This window comes from Microbacterium pollutisoli, from assembly GCF_053586795.1.
Genome location: NZ_JBNYWT010000003.1, coordinates 1 through 23,958, shown reverse-complemented (window position 1 = coordinate 23,958; position 23,958 = coordinate 1). Strand labels below are relative to the sequence as shown.

Genomic DNA, 23,958 nt, shown 5'->3' with positions numbered 1-23,958 from the left:
GAGATCGTGTTTCAGTCATGGCAGATCTGCTGCGGCGCATCCCCGAACCGAGCCAGACACTCCGCCTGCCAGCCGTACCGCGGGTCAGTGAGGAAGTCGCAGAACAGACGGATCCTCGTCTGATACCCCCGAATCGTTGACCGCTTCAAGGGACCCTTGCCGGGTCGCACGCGCACTGAATAGTCCTCGAGATCCCGCGGCTGCCACTGCCACGGGTACGCCGCGCAGAACTCGGCGAAATCCTCGATGAACCGCCGGCGCGAATCGATGGTGGTCGCCTGCAAACCGCGACTTGTCTGCTGGTTCGCCCAGCCATCCAGCATCGACTCGAAGACGTACTTCCCCTCATCGAGGGCGACGACATTTCCTGTCAGCCGCAGCGAAGAGCGACCATCAACATCTGAACCAGAACGCACCCCTCCATGGTTGCAGCAGTTGCATCATTGTTGCAACCACTCTCCATGATCTTCACCCGCAGAGGCTGTTGGACACGTTCGTGAAGCACCACCCCAGCAGGCAAGAAGGTGACTTGGTAGCCGAATCACCCTTGTCGGCACCATACGCGACAGCCACGCCGCCCGTGATCCACTCCTGGGCTCGGCGGCCAGCTCCCGCCGAGCCTCCTGCCGCGACCGAGAAACTCCAGATCAACCATGCAATCGCAAGCAAGTGATGCATCTGATGTCGATACTGCTTGGTCCGGAATCGAGGGGTAATCTGCGGCACACCTGGCAGCACGTCCAGGAAATGCCCGGTGAACGTCCAGATCAGGTGTGGCAGACTCGCTGCTTTGTGTCCGCCCGAGACGCACACCGGTGAATCCTCCCGGTGCTGACAACCCGGAAGACCCCTTTTTCATGCGTTCAGATTCGAATCGTTCCCGCCGTCACGCCCTCACTCCCCTCACCTGGGCGACCGGCCTCGCACTCGCCGCGACCGTCGTCGTCACCGGCATCCCCGGATCGGCCCCCGCCCAGGCAGACGGCGGCGCCGCACCCACCACGACTGCGCCTGTGATGGCCACCGTCGCCTTCACGGCGAGCGAGGAAGAGGTCGCACAGCCCGACAGCGAGAGCGCGCAGGCCCTGGCGGCCGCGACCGCCGCGCTCGCCGAGGCGAAGAGCACCGTGACCGAGGTGAAGGCCGTAGCCGACAAGGCCGACCTCGACCTCGGCGACGTCGAGATCGCCATCGACACCGACGAACTGGCCTCCCTCACCGACGAACTGCGGACGATCCAGCGGATGTCCCACCTGTTCATCCCGCACATGACCGACGACACCGTCTCCGAGACGACCCGCGTCACCGGGGCCATCGACGACTTGCAGCAGGCGCTGACCGACGCCCAGGAGAAGAAGGCCGCCGAGGAGGCGGCCCGGAAGGCTGCCGAGGCCAAGGCGAAGGCCGAACGCGAGGCCGCCGAGAAGGCCGCCGCCGCGACCGAGCGCTCCGCGGCCGCCCCGTCGCCCGCATCGGGCTCGCGGCAGTACTCGGGCGGCGATGCCCGGGCGATCGCCCGCGACATGCTGGCCCAGCGCGGCTGGGGCGACGACCAGTTCCAGTGCCTCGACGCGCTGTGGTCGCGCGAGTCGGGCTGGAACTACCAGGCCTACAACGCCTCCAGCGGTGCGTTCGGCATCCCGCAGGCGCTGCCCGGCAGCAAGATGGCCAGCGCCGGGTCTGACTGGCAGACCAACCCCGCCACGCAGATCCGCTGGGGCCTTGGGTACATCGACGGCCGCTACGGCACCCCCTGCGGCGCCTGGAGCCACTCGCAGTCCCACGGCTGGTACTGATCCGCGTCTGATCTGCGTCGGGCCGCGCCGACGCCGCCCTCGTGGGCGAGGACACCGGGCAGGCGGGAGCATAGGTACGCTCGTCAGATCAGATCGAGATCGAAGGGACCGGGGGCTCAGCCGATGGCATCCGATCGCCGTGCGCAGCGCATTCAGGCCGTGTCGACCCGTAACGCGACGTTCCAGTACTGGCAGACGCTGCTGACCAACCGCACCAAGCGCAACCGCGCCGGCGAGATGTTCGTGCAGGGTGTGCGGCCCATCACGCTCGCGTTGCAGTCACCGCTTGAGGCGCGCGCGGTGCTCGCCACCCGGTCCTCGGCGCTCTCGCGCTGGGCGTCGGAGACGATCGCGGCCGCGACCGCCGCCGGCGCCGCACAGTTCACCGTGGCCGAGGAACTCATGCGCGAGCTGGGCGAGAAGGAAGAGGACGCCCCCGAGGTGCTGCTGGTAGTCGCCATCCCGCCCGACGACCCGGCACGACTGCCGACACCCGGCGACGCGCTGCTGGTGACCCTCGACCGGCCGAGTTCGCCCGGCAACATCGGCTCGATCGTGCGGTCGGTCGACGCGCTCGGCGGCCACGGCGTGCTGGTCACCGGGCATGCCGCCGACCCGTACGACCCGAAGGCGCTGCGCGCGTCGACCGGCTCGTCGCTCATGGTGCCGACGGTGCGGCTGCCCAGCGCCCAGGCGCTCCTCGAGTGGAGGGATGCCGCCGGCCTGGACCTGCAGATCGTGGGCACCGACGAGGCCGGCACCGTCGACGTCTGGGACGTGGACTTCACGCGACCGACCCTGATCGTGACCGGCAACGAGCACGCGGGCATGTCGACGGCATGGCGCGAGGCCTGCGACGTGCTCACCCGCATCCCGATGGGTGGGCATGCCTCCTCGCTGAACGCCGCCAACGCGACGTCGATCATCCTGTACGAGGCCGCCCGCCAGCGCAGCCGCTGACCGCCCGCCATTCCTACCGGATGGGCGTGCACCCCCGGCGGCGCGGCACCGCGGCGCTATCGTGATCGCATGGCGACGGCGGCCACGGACACACAACCCGGTGCGACGCTCGCCGCGCGCGTCGACGCGGCCGTCCGCGGCCTGACACCCGGATACTTCGCGCTGGTGATGGCGACCGGCATCGTCTCGATCGGCCTGCGCACCAACGGGTGGATGGCGGTGTCCACGCTGCTGCTGGTCATCGCCGCCGTCGCGTACGTGCTGCTGATCGTGCTGAACGTCGTGCGCATCGTGCGGCACCGGGATGCCATGGCCGCCGACTTCGCCGACCCGGCGCGCGCGTTCGGGTTCTTCACCTTCGTGGCGGCCACCTGCGTGCTCGGCAGCCGGCTGAGCGCGGCCGGCTACCACGACGTGTCCCTGTGGCTGCTGCTGGTCGCCGCCGTCGCCTGGATCGCGCTGGGCTACACGGTGCCGTGGACGGCGGTGCTGGGCCAGGCGAAGCGCACGGCCCTGCAGACCGCGAACGGCACCTGGTTCATCTGGGCGGTCGCCAGCCAGTCGATCGCGGTGCTGGCCGCGACACTCGAGACCGAGTTCGAGACCGGGCGCAACGCGATGGCGCTGCTGGCGGTGTTCTCGTGGTCGGTCGGCACGTTCCTCTACTGCGCCGTCGGCGTCTTCGTCGGGGTGCGCATGCTGGCCTACCCCTTCCGCCCCGCCGACCTGACCCCGCCGTACTGGGTCGCGATGGGCGCCACGGCCATCACGGTCGTCGCCGGCGCCCGCATCGTCGAGATGGCCGACGCGCCGATGGTCGACGCGACCCGCGGCCTCATCGCCGGCGCGGCCGTGTTCTTCTGGGCGTTCGGCACGTGGCTGATCCCGCCGCTGATCGTCGCCGGCTACTGGCGGCATGTGCGGCACCGCTACCCGATGCGCTACGAGGCGACACTGTGGAGCATCATCTTCCCGCTGGGCATGTACGGGGTCGGGTCGCAGTTCCTCGGCACCGTCGACAGCCTGCCCATCGTCTTCTCGATCGGCTACGTCGAAAGCTGGATCGCCTTCGCCGCCTGGACGCTGACCTTCGTCGTCATGCTCGTGCACCTGTGGCGGCGGGTGCTGCGGCGTCCCCGCCCGGGCGAGGGCGCCGACCGGCGCTGACCGCAGGACAGGGGATGCCGGGGCGCCGCACCCCGGCATCCCCCGCGTCAGCGCTGTTCGAGAAGCTCCGCCGGCACCTTGGTGGGCGAGGCCGCGAAGCTCTTGCCGTTGGGGCGGTACACCGGCACGCGCTTGGGCGCCGTGCGGTAGTGCGTCACGTAGAGCATGATGCCCACGAATGTCAGCCCGCCCACCAGGTTGCCGATGACGGTGGGGATCTCGTTCCACAGCAGGTAGTCCCACAGGGTGAACTCGGCGCCCAGCAGCAGGCCCGACGGGAACAGGAACATGTTCACGATCGAGTGCTCGAACCCCATGTAGAAGAACACCATGATGGGCAGCCACATGCCCAGCACCTTGCCGGGCAGGCTGTCGCTCATCATGGCCGCGATGACGCCGGTGGAGACCATCCAGTTGCACAGCACGCCGCGGATGAACAGGGTGAGCATGCCCCCGGCGCCGTGGTCGGCGTAGCCGACGGTGCGGCCGTGGCCGATCTCGCCGATCGCCTGACCGACGGCACTGGGCTCGGTCGTGAATCCGTAGGTGAAGTAGATCGCCATGAGCACGGCGATCATGAACGCGCCGATGAAGTTGCCCACGAACACGAGCCCCCAGTTGCGCAGCACCCCGGACAGGTTGATGCCGGGGCGCTTGTCGATCCAGGCGAGGGGCCCGAGTGTGAACACCCCGGTGAGCAGGTCGTAGCCGAGCAGGTACAGCAGCGCGAAGCAGGCCGGGAACAGCAGCGCGCCCAGCAGCGGCGAACCGGTCTGCGTCGACACCGACACGGCGAACACTGCACCGATGGCGAGCATCGCGCCGCCCATGAACGCCCGCATGACGGTGTCGCGGGCGGACATGAGGATCTTCGACTCGCCCGCGTCGATCATGCGGGTGACCAGTTCGGTCGGTTTCACGTAGGACATGGCGGCTCCTCAAGGTCGGTGTCCGCTCAGACTGCCGACTCGGTGTTTCGCCGGCCGTGCCGGATGCGTTACGTCTGCGGGGCGATTCGCTCACCACGGGCGGGATGCCGGTGTGAGAAGCGCGGCGTCGGCGCTCGCGACGATGCAGCTGGGAGAATGGTCCGGTGAAGCTCCTCGTCGCCGCCCTCGAGGCCGAACTGGTCGCGTTCCCCGCCGAGTTGGAGGGGTTCGACCGGCTCGTCACCGGCCCAGGCAAGCTGCAGGCCACGTATGCCCTGACGAGAGCGTTGGATGCCGGCACCTACGACGAGGTGCTGGTCGTCGGCACGGCCGGGGCGATCGACCCGGCGCTCGAGCCCACGGTGTACGACATCCATTCGGCCACCCAGCACGACGTGGCCGACATCGACGGCGTCGTCGGACAGCACGTCTCGTTGCCGCCGCGCGTGCAGCTGGCCCACCGGGACCACGCCGGCGCCGGCGTCTCGATCGCGACCGGCGACCGGTTCGTGGACGACTCCGAGGCCGCGGCCGCGATCCGAGCCCTCGGCGCCGGGCTCGTCGACATGGAGACCTACGCCTACGCGTGGGTCGCCGAGCAGTTCGGTGTGCCGATCCGTGTGCTGAAGGCGGTGTCGGACCGCGCGCGGGACGACGCCATCACCGACTGGCGCGCGGCCGTGGCCGCCTGCAGCGCACAGCTGCGCGAGGTCGTGCGCGCCGAGTACGGCGTCTGACATCGATCACGCCGCAGCCGGGCCGGTGTGGCGGCCGATTGTTCGACGCCACGCACTTTGACAGCGACAACCCCTGAGATTCTGTGGCTTCTGCCGCTCCGGCCACCCTCCGCATGGCCACACAACTTGTCAGCAACAGACGGAGGACCAAGCTCATAGCTCTGGCGCGTGCGCCCTCATCTCGAAGGCAATCATGATCTCGACGATTCGCTCCAACGATCGCAGGCTCTCTCGCTCGTCACGTGTCGTGTCGAGTGCGTACTGGTACCAGCCCTGGCGCTTCTGTTCGAGGTCCGCTTCTGCGAACCGTCCGTAGTGGCCAGTGGCGTTGCGCCGTCCATACCAGCCACGAACAGCCTTATAGAGGTCCGCGGCTGGCGCGGCGGTGCTGCGCTCATCAACATGGTTCGTCTGAAGCGCAGTAGCGATGTATTGGTACACGCGAGGCGCGGCGTACGAGGTGGTGTTGTAGCGGCCCGGCCACGCTGTCCCATCCGTGCGTTGCACCGCGGTGCCGCTTGGCACCCGGGCCCCCGACAAGAACTCCAGGATCGACCAGAGGCGGAAGTATCTGGCGTCTGGTGACTGCTCACTCAGCGCCTCGACGTAGAGGTCCGAGGCCAACCGCAGCAGCGGATCTCTGTCAACAGCGAGGTACTCGCCGGCTATGGTCCGTTGGTCCTCTCCACCAATGGGGCCGCCCAGGAGGTTTCCGCGATAACTGGGCGCATGAGGCAGCACCCGATAGGTCGCGCCGCCATCGGGCTGCGGTTGTTCGATGACCGTGGCGATAGCGCGACCTGCGGACCCGCGGTGACGGGATAGTACGGTCAGCATCCTCGCTGTGACGTCACGAACGAGTTCCATCGATTCGTCCAACGACGTCGCCCATAACTCTGGGATGACGAGCTCTGACAAATGAGACTGACTAGTCACCGCAGCGCTCCACTTGTCTGCTGGGATGCGCGTGACCCAACCCAGTTCCGCGAGCCGCGCGTTGACGACCTCGAGGTGTTCCCCATTCGCCAGTTTCGACTCGACGGGGCGCACGACCGCGCCGGGCAAGCGAACGGGGATCGTTGTGAGGAGCGCTTCAAACAGGACAATCGCACGGTAGCGGAGCGCTCCGGCAACGGTGGCATCGCCGATCGGCGTTTCGTACAGATCCTGTTGCACCTTCTGAATGCTCTCGAACTCGCCCCTGACTGCGTCAAGGTCTCCACCGGGGAATGGCGAGTTCGCGATACTCACGAGAACATGCTCGAACCGAAAAGGCCCGGACTCAGTCTGAACTCCACCGATGTAGACCGCCGCATGACGCCCGACAGAGAGTCCCGCCGGGTGCACCGCGCTTCCATTGCCGGCAGAGTCGAGATGTACCGGCACCCCCATATGCCACCACGTGTCCGCGGAGTCAAGCACAAATACCGATGCCTCAACTCGCTGACCCGCGAACTGGAGAAGATCGTGGATGACTACCGTGACCGGTTCGCCGTCAACGATCCAGTTCGGCAAGATCTCAGCGACCGCCAACGATGATGCGGCGTTCACTCGCTCAACCCCTGCCCACGACCACCAAGCGTCACAAACTTGCCTTCGCCATCGACGCGAAGGCCGGGTCCTCGGGGTGCTGCATCAATTCGAGCACAGACTGCCTCACCCAGTGAGCCGATATGTCCTTGAACTGCGACCGCCGAACAATGATGACGCCCACTTTGCGGGCGAGTACGGAGTTAACGGTTCGGACGACGCGTTGGGCACGCTGAGCGAAGTCGCCAAACCCCATCAATGCCGGACGCGACACGAGTTCACCCGGCGCAAGCTCGTCGTCGACGATCACAAAGCAGAGCGAAACAGACTTCGCGACCGGTGGTCGTCCCACTCTCTGGAGTTGGATCTGCCCCTCTGGCACGTCGCGTGCCGCGATCGCGACCGAGAGCATCGAGTCACGCAGTCTCATGGACGACAGACCCGAACTCGCCACCAGCCGCACCTCCATCGCAAAGCTCGACCACCGCGAGGGATCACCGGCTCGCGCAACGAGATCGAGAATCGGGGCATCTGCACCGATTCGGACTCCGGCCTCTACGCGATGCGTGTCGGCAAACGCATCACTTAGCAGATCGCCAACGTGCGCCTCGGCTTCCTTGATGAAGTCTCGGCGGGCGCGATACCTGTCTTCTGAGGAGTTGCCCGTTTCGCCGGACTGCGATGATGGCGGGCCGCTGGGAGCCGAGGTCCGGCTGTCGGGCGTGATGATGTCGGACGGCCCGTTGTCTTCAAGCGCCTCGCGGTCGAGCTTCTTGTCTCGGTCGTCGTCGGATGCTTGTGTTGTCTGGCCAAGCTCTCTGCGCTGGCGATAGACCTCATCTTCGTCTGCATCCTGCTTCTTCTGGCGATCACGCCACGCGATGAGACCGTACGCCGTCAGTCCGCACCCCAGGACGAACAGCCCGAGCGACACCCACGGATAGACCTGAAGGATGAAGCGGTATTGGCCCGCGCGCTCGTCGAGCGCCAGATCGACAACTGCCGCGGCCGGGGTACCGGAGGGCGCGTCAGGCGCCGCTGTCCGCAACACGAACCACGGGAGCACCACTGACGCTGCGAGCAGAATGAGCCCCACCGAGGCCACGAACTTGTAGAAGCTACTGAAGTCAAGCTTCATTGGGCCAAACGCCCCACTCATCTCGACAGCTCCATTGCTCGGACTGCGTCATGCATGCTCCCGACCCCGGCTGTCTGAACAACTTCGCTACATCTCATCGCGCACCCTCACTGTTCGCGAAGAGTTCGGCTTGCTCGAGAACAAGTTCGACGGCCTTCGCCTCTGCATCCGGCGGATAGTCATACCTCGCAAGTAGCCTGCGCACCTTGGAGCGCATCGCTGCGCGGACGCTCTCCTTCTGGTCCCAGTCGATGACCACGCTTGACCGCACCGCCCAGACGAGATCGACCGCGATCTTCTTGAGCGTGTCATCGCCCATCTGCAGAACCGCAGCGTCGTTCTGAGCGATCGCGTCGTAGAGGGCAACCTCGGCCGCGGACAGACCCAGACGCTCGTTGCGCTTCGCGTCGTCCCGCATCTGCTTGGCGAGCTTCACCAGTTCGGCGATGATCTCCGCTGTCGTGAGGGACCTGTTCGTATAGCGATTGATCGCCTCGTCGAGCAGCTCGGAGAACTTCCGCGCCTGCACGAGATTGGTGCGCTGCACGGTGCGAATCTGGTCGTTGAGCAGACGCCGCAACAGCCCCATCTGGAGGTTCGGCTTCTCCTTCTGGGCCAGCGAGTCGAGAAACTCGTCGCTGAGGATGGACAGCTCCGGCGTCTCGACACCGGCCAGCTTGTAGACATCGATGACCTGGTCGGCGGCAACGGCCTCGTTGAGCAGCTGGCCGAGGGCGGTGTCGATCTCGACGGCACCGGAGCCACCACGGCCGGAGTCAGGGTTCTGGATCTTGAGGATGGCAGCACGGATGTCGGTGAAGAGACGGACGTCGTTACGGATGGCAGCCGCCTCATCACGGGCACCGGCCAGAGCGAACGCCTTGGCCAGGGCCAGCACCTGGTCGTTGAAGCGACTGGTGCGGTCAGGGTCGGCCATGACGAAGTCGAGTACCTTGGCGTACTCGGCCAGACGCTGTGAGGCCGACAGCGACGGCGAGGCGTCGTAGGTCACGCCATGGAGCAGACCACGGACGATGTCGTGCTTTTCCAGCATGACGGCGACCATCTCGTCGATGGGCACACCGGCCTGGTCGCGGTCGCTTGGGCTGTACTCGGCAAGGGCGGCCTGCAGGTTGGCGAAGACGCCGATGTAGTCGACGATCAGGCCACCGGGCTTGTCGCGGAAGGTACGGTTGACGCGGGCGATGGCCTGCATCAGTCCGGCGCCCTGCATCGTCTTGTCGACGTACATCGTGTGCATGCTCGGCGCGTCGAAGCCGGTGAGCCACATGTCGCGGACGATGACCAGCTCCAGCTCGTCGTCGGGATTCTTGGCCCGGAGCTTGAGGTCCTTGCGGACGTCCTTGGAGTGGATGTGTGGCTGGAACTCGGCTGGGTCGGCCGCCGAGCCGGTCATGACGACCTTGATCTTGCCCTTGGTGGGGTCGTCGGAGTGCCAGTCGGGACGCAGGGCGACGATCTTCTCGTAGAGCTTGACCGCGATGCGGCGGCTCATGGCCACGACCATGCCCTTGCCGAACAGAGCTTCCCGGCGCTTCTCCCAGTGTTCGACGATGTCGCGAGCGATCAGGTCGAGGCGTTCATCAGCGCCGACGATGGCCTCCAGGCGAGCCCAGCGAGACTTGGCGGCAGTGGCGGCGTCCTCCTCCACTGTCTCGGTGATCTCATCGGCCAGGTCATCGAAGGCAGCCAGGTCGTCGACGGAGAGGTCGACCTTGGCCAGACGAGACTCGTAGAAGATCTTGACCGTGGCACCGTCCTCGACGGCACGGGTCAGGTCGTAGACGTCGATGTAGTCGCCAAAGACTGAGCGGGTGCTCTTGTCGCCCGACTCGATCGGCGTGCCGGTGAAGCCCAAGTAGGTTGCACCCGGCAGGGCGTCACGCATGTGCTTAGCGAGGCCAGCCTTGATACGACCGTGCGAATCGATGGTCTCGCCAAAGCCGTACTGGCTGCGGTGGGCCTCGTCGGCCACCACTACCACGTTGCGACGGTCGGTCAAAACCGGGTTGGCATCGCCGTCCTCGCCCGGAGCGAACTTCTGCAGCGTCGTGAAGATGATGCCACCTGAAGCTCGCTTCAGCTTGGTACGCAGGTCGCTGCGGGTTTCTGCCTGGACGGGCGTCTCCGGCAGGATGCGAGCCGGTGCGAAGGTCTCACCGAACAGCTGGTCGTCGAGGTCGTTGCGGTCGGTGATGAACACCAGCGTCGGGTTCGACATGCGAGCATCCCGCATGATCTTGGCCGCGTAGAAGACCATCTCAAAGCTCTTGCCCGAGCCTTGGGTATGCCAGACGACACCACCACGACGGTCTCCGCTCGGACTGGACGCCTCGACCGTGCTATCCACAGCTGCGTTCACGGCCCAGTACTGGTGGTACTTGGCGACCCGCTTCACCAGCATGCGGATGGGCTGGCCGGAGTTCTTGTCAGTAGCGGTCTCGTCCGAGAAAACGATGAAGTTCTGGAGCAGGTCGAGGAAGCGACGCTGGTCGAAGACGCCCTTGATGAGTACCTCAAGTGCAGGGCGGTCGGTGACGACGTCCCGGCCCTCGATGGTCTTCCACGGGGCGTAATGCTCGAAGCCAGCGGTATAGCTGCTCATCGCTGCCGAAGTGCCATCCGAGATGACCGTCACGGCGTTGGGTACGAACACCGACGGGATGTCAGAGCGGTAGGTCTGCACCTGGTTCCAAGCCGACTTGAGCGTGGCATGTTCGGCCGTCGGGTTCTTCAGCTCAAGCAGACCCAGCGGGATGCCGTTCAGGAAGACCAGCACGTCCGGGCGACGGTTCTTGCCGTTCTCGATGATCGTGAACTGATTGACGGCCAGCCAGTCGTTGTTCGCCGACCGCTCGAAGTCCACCAGCCAGACACGAGTCGTCCGCACCTGACCATCGGCACCACGATGTTCGACGGGCACGCCCTCAGTGATGAGCTTGTGCAGCCGGTAGTTCTCGTCGATGGCACTCTGCGACTCAGCCCGCTGAACCCGCTTGATGGCCTCATCACGAACTGCCCGGTGGACCTTCGGGTTGATGAGGCCAACGGCATCGCGGAGCCGGTCCCAGAGGAAGACGTCCTTGTAGGAAGCCCGCTCGGCGAGCTGCTCGCCGGGGGCAACCGTCGGGCCGTGAAGCGTGTGGTAGCCAAGCTCGGCGAAGTACTCGAGGGCTGCCAGCTCGACCGTGTTCTCGTTGAAGGAGGTCACTTCGCAACCTCCACTTCGGACTCGTCCACCCAGCGTGCCAGAACGCTGAGAGCGGCGAGGTATTCGAGTGCCTGCTGCTGGCTCATCTCCTGCTCGACTTCGTGTGCCAGCGGGTTCCGGATGCCAGCAAAGACGCCCTCAGCGAAGGTCCGAGCTCCTCGCTGAACCGATTTGAATGTCGAACTGCCGTCGTCTGCCATGCGGTGCAGACGAGGCTTGCCTGCAGCTGGAGGGTGCTCGCTGAACGCTTGGTTGAAGAGGTCGGTCTCGCTGAGGTCGCGACGCCCTACCTTGTTCTGAGTCTCGGCGTTCAGCTTCTTGATCGCACCCTCAACGGACTCGCGGTAGTGGCCGGACTGCCAAAGCGACACAGCCCCGCTCCAGATCCACGAGTGAAAGTCACCGGCGGAGACACGAGGTGCCGTCTCGCCAAGCTTTTCCCGTAGCTCGGCCTCTCGCTCGAGTGCCGCGACGCCCCGGCCAGCCCAGTCCCGCAGGTGCTTCCAGCGAGCCTTGCCAGCTGCCTCGCCGTTCTTCTTGTCGGCCGCTCGCCACTCTGGAAGGACGCGGTCGAGTATCTGCTCCGCCACGTAGGCGTGTTCGGCGGCCTTGCTGTCGGGGACACGCTGGTGGGTACCAAGCATGACCACACCACTGCCTCGGCTGTTGTCGTAGCCCACCTGATCGGTGGCATGGATGAATTCCTTGAGGGACTTGATAGCCCAATCAGTGTCGAGCGTCGTCATGCGGCCGACTCCCCGACAGGGACGCGAATACGGCCGGACAGTAGCTCCGGGAGGAGGGTGTCGCGGAGCAAGCTCAAGCTCGCGTTCTCGACACGAAGCTCATGGATTCGGGTCAGGAGTGCTAGCGCCTGTTGCTTCGTGGATACGTCAAGCTGCGACATATCCGGCACTTCAATTGCCAGTGCATCTTCAGGACGCACTCGTTGGTGGCTTCCCGACGTGCCAGTTACACGACGAGCAAGCTCTGACATGAAATAGGGGTCACGAACTGCAAGCCAAACCCCAGCCAGCTCAATGCCTGTCTCAGCAGTAAGAACAAGGAACTCAGTCGACGCGAGCTTCGGCTGCGTTTCGTCGTCGCCAACCCACCAGGTTCGGTTGAACCGCGGATTCAGGCGAGAGACCATGATCGCCTCGTGCGGCACGACGAGCTTGTTGCTCATGATGGTTGACGCGGGCGTCCGCTCGGGTCTTGCACCGTCATCGAACGCGGGGAGACTGTAGTGGTCGACCACTTGCTCGCCCAAAGTCTTCGGGTTCACAGTGTTCTTCGGAGTAGACACCAGGCGGGCGAGCGGAACACTCGGGAGCTCAGATCCGTACTGCACCGCCATCGCGTCGAGCAGGGCACTGGCAAGCACGATGGCTCGACGGTTCGACTCGATCTTGTCGTCGATCACACCCAAAATCCGTGCAATGGCCGCTTGCTCTGCCAGCGGGGGTAGGCGGTCAACCTGGAAGTCTCCGATCTGCCCACCGCTGATATGGGGTACCGCAGATCCAGTCTGAGTGCCGACGATGTAGTCCATGAACTCCTTGCTGCCAATGACTGCAGCTAGGTAACCCTGGTCGAGTGCGGGCTTTGCTCTCAGCCGAGCAACACGCTGGACCAACAGTGACGGCACATCACCGGAGCGAACAACCGAGTACTTCAGGCCAGCCTCGATCCAGGGGCGGTCCATCGCTAGGACAACGTCGCCGATAGCGAGCTGGTACTTGGTGACTTCGCCTACGCGTTCTTGCGGAAACCGCTTAGCACCGTCCCATCGCAAGCGACCCTGACCAATGTTGTCGCCGCGCAGAAGACGCACCGCGTCCCGAGAATCCGTGAACTCGGCGCTCTTGAAGGCGAATCCGAACGTCATGTCTACAAGATCACCAAGCCGAGTCATTTTGCGATGCCCCCGAGACGTGTTCTGATCTCCTCTTCCAGCTCCCGCCCCCGGTCGAACTCGGCGAACAACTTAGCGGTCAGCCGCTCGATCTTCTCGTCGATGGGTTCGTCGTCGGCCTCGGCTTCTTCTGTGCCGACGTAGCGTCCAGGAGTCAGGACGAAGTCGTGGCCGGCGATCTCCTCACGCGAAGCCGCCTTGGCGAAGCCCGGTACGTCCTCGTAGCCACCGTCGTGGTTCCGCCAGGCGTGGTAGGTGCCAGCAATCTTCTGGATGTCGTCGTCGGAAAGCACCCGCAGGCGTCGGGTCTCCATGTCACCGAGCTTGCGGGCGTCGATGAACAGCACCTCGTCGTCACGCTCGCGGTGGCCGTTGCCGTGGCGGTCCTTGGAGACGAACCAGAGCGACACCGGGATGCCGGTGTTGAAGAAGAGCTTGTCGGGCATGGCGACGATGCAGTCCACCAGTCCCGCCTCGACCAGCTTGCGGCGGATGTCGCCCTCGCCGCCGCTCTTGGAAGAGAGCGAGCCGTTGGCTAGGACGAAGCCAGCAGTACCCTTGGGGCTCAGGTGATAGACGAAGTGCTGCACCCAGGCGAAGTTGGCGTTGCCCTGCGGAGGTGTGCCGTACTTCCACCGAGGGTCGTCGGCGAGCTTGGCGTCCCACCAGTCCGAGACATTGAACGGCGGGTTGGCGATCACGAAGTCAGCCCGCAGATCCGGGTGCAGGTCTTCGGTAAACGAGTCGGCGGAGTGCGTACCGAGGTCAGCCTCGATGCCTCGCAGGGCGAGGTTCATCTTGGCCAGCTTCCAGGTGGTGTCGGTGAACTCCTGGCCGTAGACGGAGATGTCGGTTCGCTTGCCGCCGTGGGCCTTCACGAACTCGGCGGACTGGACAAACATGCCGCCCGAACCGGCAGCCGGGTCGTAGACGCGACCCTTGTACGGCTCGAGCATCTCGACCAGCGTCTTGACCACCGAGCGAGGCGTGTAGAAGGCTCCGGCGTCCTTGCCGGTCTCCTTGCCCGCGAACTGGCCGAGGAAGTACTCGTATACCCGACCCAGCACGTCGTCGGCACCGTGGTCATCGGTCGAGGTGAAACCGATGGAGCCGATCAGGTCGACCAGTTCACCGAGGCGACGCTTGTCGAGGCCGTCACGGCCGTAGTTGCGAGGCAGCACGCCACGGATGGAGGCGTTCTCCTTCTCGACCAGATCCATCGCCCGGTCGATGTCCTCGCCAACGCTGGAGAGCTTGGCCCGACCTTGGATGTACTCCCAGCGGGCGTCGGCAGGCACCCAGAAGACGTTGTGGCTGGAGTACTCGTCGCGGTCCTCGAGGAAGCCGGCCAGACGCTCCGGCTTGATGCCATCCGCGACCAGCTCGGATTCGAGGGCCTGACGACGCTCCTCGAAGCGGTCCGAGATGTATTTCAGGAAGACCAGGCCGAGGACGACGTGCTTGTACTCGCTCGGCTCCTGGTTGCCACGCAGCTTATCGGCCGCCTCCCAAAGGGTCTGCTCCAGAGACTTCTGGTGCTTCGGCTTCGCTACTCGGGCCATCTCATACTCTCTCGACGGAGCACCGTAGCTCCTGAACCTCACGACACGGGATGAATGTCACGTTATCGCGAGGGGCCGACGTGGTCCGGAATGGAGGTCGCGCGTGGCGAACGGGCGAACGGTGAGGATCACCATCTCCTTCCTGACAGACTTCCGCTCACGCGTCGGGAGTTGGGTCCCGCTCATCGCCGAGTTCGATCCCGAAGCGATCAGCGATTTCCGCAAGCGGCACCTCGCGCATCCCGGCGCGTTCACGCACAACGCTCTCGACCTCGCGATCGTCGATCGACTCGATCAAGTCCTCGACTACGCGATCCAGATCACCTTCGCCCAACGCGGCGAGCCGTGCGATCTCCGCTGCGGCGTCGGCGAGCGAGTAGAGGCGCACCCAGGGATGCTCACCGTGACGCGCGACCACGACCGACTCCCGCGTATAGGAGTGGCCGTCGCCTGCGACGAGCCAACGCTCCTCGCCCTCCGCGGTGACGAAGAAGTCGACCACGCACTCACCGCACGGCATCTTGTAGACGCCGGGCTCGGATGGCGCCGTCTCCCTGGCGCGCTCGATCATCCCCTGGGTGATGCGTTCCCAATCCTCTGACTGGCCTTCGATCCGCATTGCGACCTCCCGATTTCGAACCGAGTAGTTTCGCATCTGACGACGGAGATGTCTACGCCGTTATCGAGTCCCGTCGACTCCGATGAGAGCGCGAGCTGGGGACTGCTGCACGGTTACGTGACAGGTTGACCTGCCCCACGGAAAGGGTTCCAGTTTCGGTGGCTAGCCGGTGGCCTGATCCGGAAGGCTCATCCTCATGCCTCGTCCCTATCCGCCGGAGTTTCGTGCTCGCGCTGTCGCGCTCGTGCGTGCCGGCAAACAGGCCAAGCAGACCGCCGTCGAACTCGGCATCCACCCTGTCACGCTTTCGAATTGGATCCGCCAGGACGATATCGACAATGGCCGCCGTCCGGGTGTCCCGTCGTCGGAATCGGCGGAGCTGCGAGCTGCGAGACGTCGCATCCGCGAGCTCGAGACCGAGTTGCTGATCGTCCGGCAGGCGGCGAAGTTCCTCGACGAGGAGTGTCCCCGCCCAAAAGACTCTTCCCGGTGATCGACCGCCTCGCCGACGCCGGGATCCCGATCGACCGTTGCTGCCGCGTCCTCGGGGTCGCCAGGCAGCACTACTACCGTGTCAAACGGAAGCCCCTGACCCAGTCCGAGCCGCGCCGGCAATGGCTGACCGGGCTGATCCGGGAAGTGCACGTCACCTCGCGCGGCACATACGGATACCGCCGCGTCCACGCCGAGCTGACCATGGCCATGGGTGTCACCGTCAGCGAGCGCACGGTGCACAAACTGATGCGTCTGGCCGGGATCTACGGGCTCCCCGGGCCGGTCCGCACCAAGCGACTCCGAGGAGTCGTCACCGCCGATGATCTCGTGAACCGCAAGTTCGCCCGCCCGCGTCCGAACGAACTCTGGGTCACGGACATCACGCAGCACCGCAAGCGCGAAGGCTGGGTCTACTGCGCCGCGGTCCTCGACGCCTACAGTCGCCGCATCATCGGCTGGTCGATCGACTCCAAGCAGGACACCACCCTCGTCATCAACGCGCTCGACATGGCGATCCGGAATCGTCGTCCAGCACCGGGCGGGATCGTGCATGCGGATCATCGAACGCAGTTCACCTCGTGGCTGTTCGGGGAGAAGATCCGCTCCGCAGGCCTGCTGCCCTCATTCGGATCGGTCGGCGACGGGCTGAACAACGCGATGATGGAAAGCTTCTGGTCATCCATGCAGATCGAGCTGCTGAACCGGAAGAAGTGGAAGACGAGGGTCGAGCCCGCCAACACGATCTTCGAGTACATCGAGATCTTCCACAACCGTCAGCGCCGACACTCCGCTCTCGGCTACCGCACCCCAATCGAATACGAGACACTCGAAATCAACGACATCCCCGCCGCGAGTTAGCGACCCGGACTGGAACCGAATCCGTGGGGCAGGTCAAACTGTCACCTATCCGTTCAGCAGACCCGATGTTCAGTTGAGGAAGTCAACCTGACGCGGCCGGAGTACGACTCGCCGCCCGTCGACTGCTCAACGAAGAGCCGCGTGTCGCGGGCCCGCCCACAGAATCACTGGCACGCACGACAGAATCAACGTCTAGACACAAGATCGATGGCACGCACGACAGAATCACTGTCATCGGACAGTGGCGGCCGATCCATCCACATGAGAAAACAATCACAAACAGATAACGGGAAATGCTTGTGCCCGTTATCTTTCCGTTATAGAGTGCAAGCACGGTAGTTGTTTTGCTGTGGCAGCTACCGGCATGTGATTGCAGGACACTCTTGGTGCAAGGGACAAGGGCCGGTCGGGAGCCTCTCCGACCGGCCCTTACTCTGTCCTCGGGGGCCCTCAGCGCCTGCGCCTTCCTTCTCCCGGTGAACTGCCGGCGATGTCGGACCCCCGCGCAAGACTGGGCGCGTGCCCACACTCAACCCTTACCTCTCCTTCCGCGACACCGCCGCGGCGGCGATGGACTTCTATCGCGAGGTCTTCGGTGGTGACCTGACGGTCTCCACGTTCGGGGACTTCCCCGGCACGGCCGATCCCGCCGAGGCCGATCTCGTCATGCACGCCCAGCTCACGACCCCCCCGGGGTTCGTGCTCATGGCATCCGACACCCCTGCCCACGTGCCGTACACGCCTCCGGCGGGCATCTCGGTCTCCGTCAGCGGCGACGACGAAGCGCAGCTGCAGGGGTTCTGGGACGCCCTGACCGCCGGCGGCACTGTCGTCATGCCGTTCGAGACCCCGCCGTGGGGTGGACGATTCGGCATGGTCACCGACCGGTTCGGCATCGACTGGATGGTCGCCTACAGTCCCGCCGAGGCCTGATCCGGCCGCGTCGCACGTCATGTGTCGTCGGCGCTGTCCGACGTCCGGATGCCGGCATCGGTCTGTCGTTGTCCGCACGAATCCTGCCGATGACCGGCGGGTGGCAATGTCGGAACCCCCTCGTATGTTGAGCACATCGGAACAACGGAGGACACCATGCTCGTGCACGTCACCACCGCCGAAATGCAATACCGACTCGACACCGCGGTCCGCGACCGGGAGCTCGCGCAGCTCGCGCTGATGCGGGAGCGGCAGGACTCTCTGTCCGGCGCGGCCGCCACGATGCGCCGTCGCCGGCGTGCGCGTCGAGTGGGCACAGCGCGGCCTGCGGGGCGCACCCGCACCACCTGGGCGCGCCCGATCGGGATGCAGTCGCGCATCCCCTGCCCGTGCCCCGCCGTCTGAGCGGCCTCAGCGCAGCGGGTCTACGGCCAGATCCCGCACGTGGTAGAACTCCTGGTCCCACAGCAGGTAGACCAGCCAGGCGGGCAGCGAGTACGCCGCCTGCAGGTAGTCCTCCTGTGAGGCGTGGATCTTCCACCCGTCCATCTTCTTGCCGGTCTCCGCGGCCATGGCGTACTCGGGGTCGGGCTGGTTCGCGACCACGAATTCGCCGACCTCGCCACCGAACATCGTGAGGGCGGTCGTCGGGCTGATCGTGTAGACGAGGTGGTCGGGGCCTGCGTAGGCACCGCCCTCTTCGGCGATCTGCGCGATCGCCAGCTCGGTCACCCGGCCCATCTCCATGTGGTCCTTGTGCCCCGTGGCCCCGGAGGCGGGCCAGAAGCCGACCACGACGTCGGGCTGCACCCGCTTCATCACCGCGACGACGCGCTCGACGAGCTCGTCCTCGTCGACCTCGGGCAGGCCGCCATCGGGGTAGTCCCACACCTCGTGCTCATCGACGCCGAGGTGGAAGCTGTTCTTCAGCGCCTCGGCCTTGCGCACGATGCCCAGGTCGCTCTGCCGTGCGACGACCGGTGTCTGGTGCCCCGCCTCCCCCTGGGTCGCGGTGGTCATGGCGGTGTACGCACCGTCGCGGTCTTTGGCCCGCCAGAACAGGCCGTTGACGGTCTGCTCGTCGTCGGGGTGGGCGAAGACGCCGAGCACCCGCGTGCCGTCGAGTTCGCCGACGACCGAGTCCACGCCGCGGGCGGTCGGCATGTGGAACAGACTGCGACCGATCCAATAGGCGCCGATGAGGGCGACGATCAGAAGGGACGCGACGACGATGAGCGCGATCCAGCGCTTGCGCATGGCTACTCCGTTGTAGAGAAGATTCGGGTCATGAGAGACGGGTCGAAGCATCCTGAACCGAACGGCGCTCGGTGTGTGTTTCCGGCGCCCGGGCGTCGGCGCCGGTCACACCCCACCACCGCCTCCACCGCCGCCTCCGCCGCCCGCCGAGCCCCCACCGGCCGAGCCGCCCGAGGTCGATGACGATGACGTCGCCGCCGCCGACAGCGAGCCGATGCCCGCTGAGAACGATGCGGCGTTGAACGACCCGGCGCCGTCATACCAGGCGGGCCCGGCGGCACCGGTCGCGGTGTAGAGCACCGCCAACTGCTGCGACCACTCCTTCTCCTGACCGAACACCACCGCATAGGGTAGGAGCGACTCGTACAGGCGCAGCATCTGCCGCGGATCGCCCGTGTCCACCGGCATCCGCTCGGCGCCTTCGGGCGACTGCAGCATGCGGATGCGGTCGGCCTCGGCCCACTCGATGAACTCCTGCAGCCCGCGCAGATGGTCGCGCACCTCGGCGCCCGCGACCGTCAGCGGCGAGCGCAGCAGCATGATCGACAGAAAGACCAGAACGGCCCCGAACCCGACGATCAGCAGCACCGGCCACGGTGAGTCCACGCCGCTGTCGAGCGCGATGATGCCCGCCGCGAGGACCACGATGCCGGCCACGATCGCCACGGCGAACGGCAGCGCCCGTGCGACGGGGGGCACGGGACGGTACAGGCCGCGGTCCTTCAGTGCGCGCCGCGCCTCCTTGAGGATCTTCTGCGCCGCGGTGGACAGCCGCTGGTCCTGCGAACCGAAGGTGTACTGCTCCCCCGGCATCCCGCTCGGGAAGAGCCCGTCCAGCAGCATGCGGCCGTCGCCGTCGGCCCGCGAGGGATCGACGAGCTCGGCGATGAGCTTGTGCCCGCCGCCGAACTTCTTCGGCCCTTCGATGATGCGGATCGACCCCACGACGGCCTGCTCGAGCACCTCGGCCGGGATCGCCTTGCCCGTCTTGTGCAGCAGCACCGCGCTCTCGAGCGCGTCGATCCCGGGCGGCGGCGTGTACTCGGCGATGATCGTGGGCCGTCCCGGCTCGTCCCGCAGGTACTTCCGCCGCGACCAGACGGCCAACCCGGCCGCCCCGAGCGCTCCGGCACCGCCGGCCAATTGCACCCACCCGGCGGCCGCCGCGAGGTAGGCCGTGTCGAACAGGGTGAAGGTGTCGTCGGCGAAGCCCACCGCGACGGTCAGGGTCTCGTGCGGGGCGAGCCCGGCCTGGGTCGCGGTCAGGGTCACCCCGCCGGCTTCGGCGGGGGCGACATCGGCGGACGTGCACGACGACGTGCTTCCCTGCACGCCGGCATAGCAGGCCCAACGGCCGGAGAGCTGGTCGGCCAGGGCCGCGTCGAGGTGCACCCGCGCGGTCACTTCGCCGAACGGCTGTGCCCAGTCGACGCCGTTGACATCCCAGTAGAACTCGAGGCCCGTGTCGTCGAAGTGCCACGTCACGTTCTCGAGCGTGTAGGTGAACACATACGTCTGCACGCCGTGCACGTAGTCGTCGGCGCGCGAAGTCATCGAGAAGCTGCCGTCCTGCGCGTCGGTCTCGGCCGGACGCGGGTTGCCGTCCCCGTCGGTGATCGACACCAGGCGCGGATGCAGGGGCTGCCGGTTGTAGGTGTCGGGGATCGTGCGGCGCATGCCGCGGTTCTGATCGGCGTCGGGGAACCGGGCGACGAATTCCTCGACGACCTGGAGCCGGCTCGTGCCGTCGTCGGCGCGGGTGAGCGTGTAATCGACGGTCAGGCTGTCGAAGGTGAAGTCGTCGACGTCTGCGGCGGCCGGCGCCGCCAGGATCAAGAATGCCAGGATTCCGATCGCGGCCACGGCGAGAACACGCAGGAATCGTCGCATGACGACCAGCCTATGGTGCCCGCTACAGTGGACGCCATGACCGACCGTCGCCTCGCCATCGCCGCGTGGGAGAGCCTCTTCCGCGCCCAGCACGAGGTGTTCGACGAGATCAACGACGCCTTCCACGACGGCGAACTGGCGCAGGCCGAGTACGACGTGCTGCTGACCGTCACCCGGGGCGAGAACAGCTCCGCACGGCTGCGCGACGTCACCGCGAACATGCTGATCAGCCAGCCCAGCGTGTCCCGCTTGGTCGACCGCATGGTGGCCCGCGGGCTCATCACGAAGATCCCCGATCCGGCCGACGGCCGCGGGGCGATCCTGGTCGCGACCCCTGAGGGGGCCGCCGCGTTCCGCCGCCTGGCCACCCGGCACGGCCGGGCGATCGCCGACCGCATGTCCGTGCTCAGCGACGACGAACTCGCGCAGCTGAAGGCCCTCACCGCGAAGCTGCGCACCCGCGGCTGAGTGCCGCGTTCCGGCCGGATCAGGGCGTGCGGCGTCGTAGCGTCAGGGACGCGAGGATGAGGGCGCCGAGGCCGAAAGCGGCGACGATGAGCAGCGGACGGGCGAGATCCCACCCCTCGTCCCCGGCGGCGACGGCCGCCACGGCGTCGATGGCGTAGCTCAGGGGCAGCCAGTCGCTGATGGCCTCGAGCACCTCGGGCATCTGGTCGCGCGGCATGAACAACCCGCCGAGGATCATCTGCGGGAACACCAGCACGGGCATGAACTGCACGGCCTGGAACTCCGTGCGCGCGAACGCGCTGGCCAGCAGTCCCAGCGCGGTGCCGAGCACGGCATCCACCACCGCCACCAGCCCCAGCTGCCACAGCGGGCCGGTGACGTCGAGCCCGCACACGTACACGGCGAAGGCCACGGTCACGACCGCCTGCAGAGTCGCCATGAGCCCGAACGCCAGGGCGTAGCCGACGATGAAGTCGGCCTTGCCCAGCGGTGTCGTCATGAGGCGCTCGAGCGTGCCGCTGCGCCGCTCACGCAGCGTGGTGATCGAGGTGATCAGGAACATCACGACGAACGGGAACAGGGCCAGGATGGGCCCGCCGAACCGGTCGAACACGCCCTCCTGATCGCTGAACAGCCAGGCGAACAGTCCCACCAGAAGGCTCGGCGCCACCAGCATCAGGGCGATCGACCGCGGGTCGTGGCTGAGTTGGCGCAGCACGCGGCCGGCGGTGGACACGGTGCGGACGGCGTTCATGCCGCCGCCTCCCGCTCCACCAGTGCGAGGAACGCCGCATCGGGGTCGGGTGCGCCGGTTTCGGCCAGCAGCGCCGCGGGCGTGGTGTCGGCGATGAGACGCCCGGCCCGCACGAGCAGCAGGCGGTCGCAGCGCAGCGCCTCATCCATGACGTGGCTCGAGACCAGCAGGCTGGCGCCGTCGTCGGCGAGCGCGCGGAACACTCCCCACAGCTCCGCGCGCAGCAGGGGGTCGAGACCGACCGTGGGCTCGTCGAGCACGATGAGCTCGGGCGAGCCGAGCATGGCCACGGCGAGCGAGACGCGGCTCTCCTGTCCGCCGCTGAGGGATGCCACGGTCTGGCCGGCCTGATCACGCAGTCCCGTCTGGTCGATCACGCGGTCGACGCCGCGGCGGGGCGCGCCGATGAGCCGGGCGAAGTAGTGGAGGTTCTGGCGGATCGTGAGGTCGGCGTACACCGAGGCGGCCTGGGTGTCGTAGGCCACACGGTGCCGGAGGGCAGCGCTGCCCGCCGGCTCGCCGAGCACGGTCACGCTGCCTCCGGCCACCTTCTGCACGCCGACGATCGCGCGCATGAGGGTCGTCTTGCCGCCGCCGGAGGGCCCGAGCAGTCCGGTGATCCGGCCGCGCGCGATCTCGACGTCGAGCCCGGCGAACACCGTGGTGCGGCCGCGCGTGACGCGCAACCCGCGCACGACGACCGCGGGGGTGTGAGGCGGCGTGGGGTCGTGGGGCGGATGCGCATTATTCATCATGCGATGAATAATGCGCCGCGCTCCGGCCCGCGTCAAGGGGTCGGGCTGTCGTTCAGGCGTCGAGGTACCGCTGCACGGTCGGGCCCACGCGGGCGACGAGGTCGTCGACCGAAGCGCCCGTCAGCGCCGGCAGCTTCACGATGTACCGGGCCATAAGAAGCCCCGCGATCTGGCTGCCCACGAGCGAGGCGCGCAGTTCCGCGTCGGGAGTGCCGAGCGACGTCGCGATGCGGCCGATCAGTTCACGCTGGAGGAACTCGGCCAGCAGCGGTGTCGCCAGGCGATTGCCGATGCTCGTGCGCAGCAGCGCGACCGCGCGCTTGCGGACACCGGCATCCTCCATCTGCTCGAGCACGAACCGCACGATGCCGGCACCCACCTCGGCACGCGGCCCGGCCAGGATGAGCGGCACCGCCCGGTCGGGTCGCAGGGGCATGCCGACGGCGGCGGCGAACAGGTCGGCCTTCGTGCCGAAGTAGTGGTGCGCGAGCGCCGCGTCGACCCCCGCCCGCGTCGCGATGGCCCGCATGGTCGCCGCGTCGTAGCCGTGGCTGCCGAACTCGTCGGCCGCCGCGGCGAGGATCCGCTCGCGCGCATCCGAAACCCCGCGGGGACGTCCGCGCCGCCGTTGCTTCGGTGCGGTCTCCGTCATGGCGTCAGCCTACGCGCGCGCCGCTCGCACCGCTCGCGCGCCCGCGCAACTTGGCGGGCCCGCCCGCGCGACTTGGCGCAAATGTGGGAAACCCCGCATCCATACCCCACGTACGCGCCAACTTGCGGGCCAGGTGCTGGGCGCACCCGCGCAACTTGGCGCGAGTGTGGGATATCCCGCAGGCAGATTCAGGGGGTCAGTGCAACACCTGAATCTGGAGGTGGGGCGTGGGTCCTGAGGTGTTGTTGGAGTCTCGTGTGGGGGTGTTGCGACTGGCGGTGTCGGTGGGCAGCGTGCGGGAAGCGGCT

Annotated in this window: 21 protein-coding genes and 1 pseudogene; 8 read left to right on the top strand and 14 right to left on the bottom strand. The window is 66.5% G+C overall.

Translation table 11 applies throughout. The features are described from left to right. Window positions 1-11 precede the first annotated feature (11 nt). Window positions 12-416, bottom strand: coding sequence for a hypothetical protein (locus tag ACQ143_RS07970; protein ID WP_449570171.1), 405 nt, complete (start codon window positions 414-416; stop codon window positions 12-14). A 441-nt stretch (window positions 417-857) separates the two neighbouring features. Here ACQ143_RS07970 and ACQ143_RS07965 point away from each other — a divergent pair, with 441 nt between their 5' ends. The 3 genes from ACQ143_RS07965 to ACQ143_RS07955 all read left to right on the top strand — a co-directional run bounded on the left by ACQ143_RS07965 (window position 858) and on the right by ACQ143_RS07955 (window position 3,923). Beyond that, window positions 858-1,796, top strand: a complete 939-nt coding sequence (locus ACQ143_RS07965; protein ID WP_449570170.1) for an aggregation-promoting factor C-terminal-like domain-containing protein — start codon at window positions 858-860, stop codon at window positions 1,794-1,796. 123 nt (window positions 1,797-1,919) lie between these two features. After that, a complete protein-coding gene (locus ACQ143_RS07960; protein ID WP_449570169.1) occupies window positions 1,920-2,756 on the top strand; it encodes a TrmH family RNA methyltransferase in 837 nt (278 codons plus the stop codon). A 69-nt stretch (window positions 2,757-2,825) separates the two neighbouring features. Then, the gene (locus ACQ143_RS07955; protein ID WP_449570168.1) at window positions 2,826-3,923 is read left to right on the top strand and encodes a tellurite resistance/C4-dicarboxylate transporter family protein; all 1,098 of its coding nucleotides are present in this window, start codon (window positions 2,826-2,828) and stop codon (window positions 3,921-3,923) included. Between the two features lie 47 nt (window positions 3,924-3,970). Here the strand turns inward: ACQ143_RS07955 and ACQ143_RS07950 are convergent, their stop codons facing one another. Beyond that, on the bottom strand, window positions 3,971-4,852 hold the full coding sequence (locus tag ACQ143_RS07950; RefSeq protein ID WP_449570167.1) for a formate/nitrite transporter family protein: 882 nt from the start codon (window positions 4,850-4,852) through the stop codon (window positions 3,971-3,973). 164 nt (window positions 4,853-5,016) lie between these two features. Between ACQ143_RS07950 and ACQ143_RS07945 the strand changes: the two genes are divergently transcribed. Then, on the top strand, window positions 5,017-5,589 hold the full coding sequence (locus tag ACQ143_RS07945) for a phosphorylase family protein (RefSeq protein ID WP_449570166.1): 573 nt from the start codon (window positions 5,017-5,019) through the stop codon (window positions 5,587-5,589). 153 nt (window positions 5,590-5,742) lie between these two features. On the opposite strand, the gene ACQ143_RS07940 is transcribed toward ACQ143_RS07945, so the two are convergent. From ACQ143_RS07940 to ACQ143_RS07910, 7 genes are all read right to left on the bottom strand, one after another. Continuing rightward, window positions 5,743-7,140, bottom strand: a complete 1,398-nt coding sequence (locus ACQ143_RS07940) for a hypothetical protein (protein WP_449570165.1) — start codon at window positions 7,138-7,140, stop codon at window positions 5,743-5,745. A gap of 31 nt (window positions 7,141-7,171) precedes the next feature. After that, complete coding sequence (locus ACQ143_RS07935) at window positions 7,172-8,257, bottom strand: hypothetical protein (protein WP_449570164.1); 1,086 nt, start codon at window positions 8,255-8,257, stop codon at window positions 7,172-7,174. Window positions 8,258-8,351: 94 nt separating this feature from the next. After that, entirely contained in the window at window positions 8,352-11,489 is a 3,138-nt protein-coding gene (locus tag ACQ143_RS07930; protein WP_449570163.1) for a type I restriction endonuclease subunit R, read from the bottom strand. Beyond that, on the bottom strand, window positions 11,486-12,235 hold the full coding sequence (locus ACQ143_RS07925) for a TIGR02391 family protein (RefSeq protein WP_449570162.1): 750 nt from the start codon (window positions 12,233-12,235) through the stop codon (window positions 11,486-11,488). The genes ACQ143_RS07930 and ACQ143_RS07925 overlap by 4 nt, the downstream gene beginning before the upstream one ends. After that, window positions 12,232-13,380, bottom strand: a complete 1,149-nt coding sequence (locus ACQ143_RS07920) for a hypothetical protein (protein ID WP_449570161.1) — start codon at window positions 13,378-13,380, stop codon at window positions 12,232-12,234. Before ACQ143_RS07920 ends, ACQ143_RS07925 begins: the two co-directional genes overlap by 4 nt. Before the next feature lie 23 nt (window positions 13,381-13,403). Next, window positions 13,404-14,969, bottom strand: coding sequence for a class I SAM-dependent DNA methyltransferase (locus ACQ143_RS07915; protein WP_449570160.1), 1,566 nt, complete (start codon window positions 14,967-14,969; stop codon window positions 13,404-13,406). A gap of 157 nt (window positions 14,970-15,126) precedes the next feature. Next, window positions 15,127-15,588 (bottom strand): zinc ABC transporter ATPase, encoded by a 462-nt coding sequence (locus ACQ143_RS07910; protein WP_449570159.1) that lies wholly within the window; start codon window positions 15,586-15,588, stop codon window positions 15,127-15,129. Window positions 15,589-15,784: 196 nt separating this feature from the next. Between ACQ143_RS07910 and ACQ143_RS07905 the strand changes: the two are divergent. From ACQ143_RS07905 to ACQ143_RS07895, 3 genes and pseudogenes are all read left to right on the top strand, one after another. Beyond that, a pseudogene (locus ACQ143_RS07905) lies at window positions 15,785-16,941 on the top strand (IS3 family transposase). A gap of 519 nt (window positions 16,942-17,460) precedes the next feature. Continuing rightward, a complete protein-coding gene (locus ACQ143_RS07900) occupies window positions 17,461-17,874 on the top strand; it encodes a VOC family protein (RefSeq protein ID WP_449570158.1) in 414 nt (137 codons plus the stop codon). Between the two features lie 156 nt (window positions 17,875-18,030). Then, window positions 18,031-18,279, top strand: a complete 249-nt coding sequence (locus ACQ143_RS07895; RefSeq protein ID WP_449570157.1) for a hypothetical protein — start codon at window positions 18,031-18,033, stop codon at window positions 18,277-18,279. A 6-nt stretch (window positions 18,280-18,285) separates the two neighbouring features. Here ACQ143_RS07895 and ACQ143_RS07890 read toward each other — a convergent pair whose 3' ends face one another. Both ACQ143_RS07890 and ACQ143_RS07885 read right to left on the bottom strand, forming a co-directional pair. Next, entirely contained in the window at window positions 18,286-19,131 is an 846-nt protein-coding gene (locus ACQ143_RS07890; RefSeq protein ID WP_449570156.1) for a PIG-L deacetylase family protein, read from the bottom strand. Between the two features lie 105 nt (window positions 19,132-19,236). Next, window positions 19,237-21,021, bottom strand: a complete 1,785-nt coding sequence (locus ACQ143_RS07885) for a DUF2207 domain-containing protein (RefSeq protein ID WP_449570155.1) — start codon at window positions 21,019-21,021, stop codon at window positions 19,237-19,239. 36 nt (window positions 21,022-21,057) lie between these two features. On the opposite strand from ACQ143_RS07885, the gene ACQ143_RS07880 reads away from it, so the two are divergent. Further along, entirely contained in the window at window positions 21,058-21,489 is a 432-nt protein-coding gene (locus ACQ143_RS07880; RefSeq protein ID WP_449570154.1) for a MarR family winged helix-turn-helix transcriptional regulator, read from the top strand. A gap of 19 nt (window positions 21,490-21,508) precedes the next feature. On the opposite strand, the gene ACQ143_RS07875 is transcribed toward ACQ143_RS07880, so the two are convergent. Genes ACQ143_RS07875 through ACQ143_RS07865 form a run of 3 tightly spaced genes read right to left on the bottom strand, consistent with a single transcriptional unit; the run spans window position 21,509 to window position 23,650 of the window. After that, the gene (locus ACQ143_RS07875) at window positions 21,509-22,243 is read right to left on the bottom strand and encodes an ABC transporter permease (protein ID WP_449570153.1); all 735 of its coding nucleotides are present in this window, start codon (window positions 22,241-22,243) and stop codon (window positions 21,509-21,511) included. Beyond that, window positions 22,240-22,998 carry an ABC transporter ATP-binding protein gene (locus tag ACQ143_RS07870; protein WP_449570152.1) on the bottom strand — a complete coding sequence of 253 codons (759 nt, stop codon included), beginning with the start codon at window positions 22,996-22,998 and terminating at the stop codon, window positions 22,240-22,242. The genes ACQ143_RS07875 and ACQ143_RS07870 overlap by 4 nt, the downstream gene beginning before the upstream one ends. Before the next feature lie 52 nt (window positions 22,999-23,050). After that, window positions 23,051-23,650, bottom strand: coding sequence for a TetR/AcrR family transcriptional regulator (locus ACQ143_RS07865; protein ID WP_449570151.1), 600 nt, complete (start codon window positions 23,648-23,650; stop codon window positions 23,051-23,053). Window positions 23,651-23,958 lie beyond the last annotated feature (308 nt).